The 1,570-nt window shown below is 43.4% G+C and carries 3 protein-coding genes and 1 pseudogene; 1 reads left to right on the forward strand and 3 read right to left on the reverse strand.

The window, feature by feature from the left end; translation table 11 throughout:
- Positions 1–28: 28 nt before the first annotated feature.
- Positions 29–238, reverse strand: coding sequence for a hypothetical protein (locus F6K52_RS36135; RefSeq protein ID WP_293090014.1), 210 nt, complete (start codon positions 236–238; stop codon positions 29–31).
- 184 nt (positions 239–422) lie between these two features.
- Between F6K52_RS36135 and F6K52_RS36140 the strand changes: the two genes are divergently transcribed.
- A complete protein-coding gene (locus tag F6K52_RS36140; protein ID WP_293090017.1) occupies positions 423–992 on the forward strand; it encodes a Uma2 family endonuclease in 570 nt (189 codons plus the stop codon).
- Positions 993–1,135: 143 nt separating this feature from the next.
- Here F6K52_RS36140 and F6K52_RS36145 read toward each other — a convergent pair.
- Together F6K52_RS36145 and F6K52_RS36150 are read right to left on the reverse strand one after the other, a co-directional pair.
- Positions 1,136–1,285 (reverse strand): annotated as a pseudogene (locus F6K52_RS36145) (Uma2 family endonuclease); the annotation flags it as partial.
- 15 nt (positions 1,286–1,300) lie between these two features.
- On the reverse strand, positions 1,301–1,570 hold a 270-nt coding region (locus F6K52_RS36150; protein ID WP_293090019.1), incomplete at its 5' end, for a zinc ribbon domain-containing protein.

A 1,570-nucleotide genomic window follows, 5' to 3' on the forward strand; every position in this document is an offset into this window, starting at 1 on the left:
TGGGAACAGGGAACAGGTAATAACCAATTTAAATGCACACCAGCTTAGGATGCGATCGCGTAGCGTAGCCCTTCGGGCTAATCGCTTTTAGCGGAAGCTGAGGCCGTAGGCCACGCTTCGCGTTCGCGTAGCGTCGGCTTTGCCGAAACGCTTCATCGCGTAGCGGCTCGTACCGAGCATCGCTTTTCTGGTAGGCATGACTGGAACTGAATCCATCAACAGTTAAAATCTTAAGCATTCAGCTATCAGCTATCAGCCAAAGGCCTGTGGCCACGCTACGGGAACAGTTTATGTCCATAGCACACGCTACAGCAACAGCTTTTGAATAAAATAAGCTGAACGCGCACGCGTGAGCCTTCGGCTGACGGCTGACGGCTGACCGCTGAATGCTTACTTAAAATCCAAGAAACAGGAGGTCATAAATGGTTGCTGTAAATCAAATTAGACAAACCTTGACCCTGGCGGAATTTTTAGAAATTCCTGAAACCAAACCTGCTAGTGAATATGTCAATGGACAAATTGAACAAAAACCTATGCCTCAAGGAGAACATAGTACCTTACAAACTCGTCTTGCTACAGCGATTAATGACGTTGTTTTGCTGAAAAAAATTGCCCATGCTTTCACTGAATTAAGATGTACTTTTGGTGGACGTTCTATTGTCCCAGATATTACAGTATTTAGTTGGAATCGTATTCCCAAAACCGAAAAAGGAAGAATTGCCAATAAATTTGAGCTTTATCCTGATTGGGTAATCGAAATTCTGTCTCCTGAGCAATCTGCCAATAAAGTTATCAAAAAAATTCTATTTTGTCTGAACCAGGGAACAGAATTAGGCTGGTTAATTGATCCTGACGATGAATCAGTGATGATATTTAAACCGAATCAATTGCCAGAGATCAAATCAGATGAAGAAATTTTACCTGTGTTAGATAGTATTAAAGATTGGCAATTATCCGTTGCCGAAATGTTTAGTTGGTTAAATGTTAATTAATTTTTCGTTGGCTTTTATTTTTTCCATGTATCGGCCATAAGTCATCGATTGAGAGTAATCACAATGACCAATGACCAATTCCAATTACCCAAGCTTGAAAAGAGCAATGCTACCGGAATCGATATGATATCCCAGTTGAGGAATTATCCCTCTGGCTCGATGCCTGCTGCTCTTAGCTGCGCTGCCAATTGCTCGGCTCGTTGCCGTTCCTGTTCAGCTCGTTGCTGTTCATAGATGACCGACTCCGAACCCCACAGCAACAGTTTTCCTTGCTGATCCCACCAACGTAACCATTGACACTCCTCTGCCTAAAGGCGAGAGGATTCTTGCTTCAATGGGATTCCAACGAATTTACCCTCAGCAAGCATCTTCACCGTATGCCCTACGGCTGTTAATCCTCTAATTGCCACTACCTGAGCTGCTGCTATATCTCTATCCGTTGTATAGCCACAGGCAGAGCAAATGTGAGTACGTTGTGAAAGCTCTTTCTTTCCCGTTTGTGTCAAACAATTAGGACAAATCTGGCTGGTTTTACGTGCATCTACTTTCTGGAAATACACCCCACGCTTAAAACAAGT

Source organism: Moorena sp. SIO3H5, from assembly GCF_010692395.1.
In the GTDB taxonomy this organism is placed as follows: Bacteria; Cyanobacteriota; Cyanobacteriia; order Cyanobacteriales; family Coleofasciculaceae; genus Moorena.